Consider the following 2,356-nt stretch of genomic DNA (forward strand, 5'->3'; position numbering starts at 1 on the left):
CCGGAGTTCATGGTCCCGGCGGCGGTCGTGGTCCTGGACGCGCTGCCCCTGACGGCGAACGGCAAGCTGGACCGGCGCGCCCTGCCCGCACCCGACTACGCCGCCGCCACCGCCTTCCGAGCCCCGCGCACAGAACATGAACGCGCCCTGTGCGAGATCTTCGCCGAGGTGCTCGGCGTGGAGAAGGTCGGCATCGACGACAGCTTCTTCGACCTGGGCGGACACTCCCTGCTCGCCACCCGCCTGATCAGCCGCATCCGCACCCGCTTCGGCGCCGAGCTGCCGCTGCGCACCGTCTTTGAAGCACCGAACGTGGCCATGTTGACCGAACAGCTGGGAACCGCGCCGAAGCCGCAGCGGCCCGCACTGCGGCGCATGCCGCGCCCCAAGGAGAACTGATGATTCCTCTGTCCTTTTCCCAGCGTCGGCTCTGGTTCCTCAACCGGCTTGAGGGCACTGCTGCCGCCACATACAACCTGCCCGTCACGCTGCGGCTGACCGGCACTCTGGACCGAGACGCCCTCGCCGCCGCGCTGCGGGACGTCATGGAGCGTCACGAGTCGCTGCGCACGGTCTTCCCCGAGGGCCCCGACGGCACCCCGTACCAGCGCATCCTCGACACTGATCAGGCCTGGGCAGGGATGGACTCCGTGTCGACGGACGGAGGCGAAGAGGGCCTCGCAGGCGTGTCGGCCTTTCGGAGCGAGGGCTTCGACGTCACGGTCGACGCCCCCATGAGGGCACGCCTGTTCGTGCTGAGCGAGGACGAGCACGTCCTTGTGGTGGTGTTGCACCACATCGCCGGTGACGGCTGGTCGATGGCGCCGCTGGCGCGGGATGTGGCGGAGGCGTACGAGGCGCGGGTCGGTGGTGGCGCCCCGAAGTGGGAGCCGCTGCCGGTGCAGTACGCCGACTACGCGCTCTGGCAGCGCGAGCTGCTCGGCGACGAGAACGACCCCGACAGTCTGTTGTGTCGGCAAATCACCTACTGGAAAGGTGTCTTGACCGGTCTGCCGGAGCAGCTGGACCTGCCGGTGGACCGTGCCCGGCCTGCCGTCGCGACATACCGGGGCGAGAACGTCGAGTTCACGCTGGACGCCGCCGTGCACCGTGGTCTCGTCGCCTTGGCCCGGGAGTCGGGTGCGAGTGTGTTCATGGTGGTGCAGGCGGCGTTCGCGACGCTGTTGTCGCGGATGGGCGCGGGGACGGACATCCCGATCGGCACGCCGGTGGCCGGGCGTCCGGACGAGGCGCTGGACGACCTGGTCGGCTTCTTCATCAACACGCTCGTGCTCCGGACGGATCTCTCCGGAAACCCGACGTTCCGTCAACTGATCGACCGAGTGCGCGAAGTGGACCTCGGCGCCTTCAGTAATCAGGACGTCCCCTTCGAGCACCTTGTCGAGGCGCTCAACCCGGCCCGCTCCATGTCGCGCCACCCGCTCTTCCAGGTGGCGCTGGCGTTCCAGAACCAGAGCAGGCCCGATCTCCAGCTACCGGGCGTCGCGTTGAGCGTCGAGTCGAACGACGGTGGCGCGGCGAAGTTCGATCTGTCACTGGGGTTGACCGAGCGGTTTGACGGTGAGGGTGCTCCGGCGGGTTTGGAGGGTGGTTTTGAGTTTGCGACGGATTTGTTTGACCGGGTGACGGTTGTGGGGTTGGTGGAGCGGTTTGGGCGGTTGTTGGCGGGGGTGGTGGCTGATCCTGATGGTCGGGTCGGGGAGTTGGAGGTTTTGTCCTCGGGGGAGTGTGAGGGTTTGTTGTCGGGTTGGCAGGGTGAGCGGGTGGGGGTTCCGTGGGTGTCGTTGCCGGTGGCGTTCGAGGGGCAGGTGGTGCGGTCGCCGGGGGCGTTGGCGGTGGTGTGTGAGGGTGTGGGTTTGACGTATGCGGAGCTGAATGTGCGGGCGAATCGTCTGGCTCGTTTTCTGGTGGGCCGGGGTGTGGGGCCTGAGGGTCTGGTGGCGTTGGTGTTGCCGCGTTCGCCGGAGTTGTTGGTGGCGATGCTGGCGGTGTTGAAGGCGGGTGGTGCGTATGTTCCGGTGGATCCGAAGTATCCGGCCGAGCGTGTTGCGTACATGCTGGGTGATGCGCGTCCTGTTGTGGTGCTGACTTCGGGTGCTGTTTCTGGTGTTGTTCCGGATGGTGTGAGTTGTCTGGTTCTTGAGGACGTTGCGGATGTGGTGGGTCTGGAGTCGGGTGCGGATGTCCGGGACGAGGAGCGGGTTTGTGCTCTGTCTCCGTTGCATCCTGCGTATGTGATCTATACGTCGGGTTCGTCGGGTCGGCCGAAGGGTGTGGTTGTCGGTCATGCGGGTGTGGTGAATCTGGCGTGGGATCACATCGGGCGGCTGGGTGT

General features: G+C 66.7%; 2 protein-coding genes. Both read left to right on the top strand.

Annotated features, from left to right (window positions below):
• A partial coding sequence (locus tag ACF1CT_RS37330) for a phosphopantetheine-binding protein (protein WP_391788486.1) occupies positions 1-399 on the top strand: 399 nt, incomplete at its 5' end.
• Positions 399-2,356 (top strand): condensation domain-containing protein (locus ACF1CT_RS37335; RefSeq protein WP_391788487.1); only part of this gene is annotated, 1,958 nt, incomplete at its 3' end. The genes ACF1CT_RS37330 and ACF1CT_RS37335, both read left to right, overlap by 1 nt.

The sequence above is a fragment of the Streptomyces sp. NPDC014734 genome, assembly GCF_043083325.1.
Classification (GTDB): Bacteria; Actinomycetota; Actinomycetes; order Streptomycetales; family Streptomycetaceae; genus Streptomyces.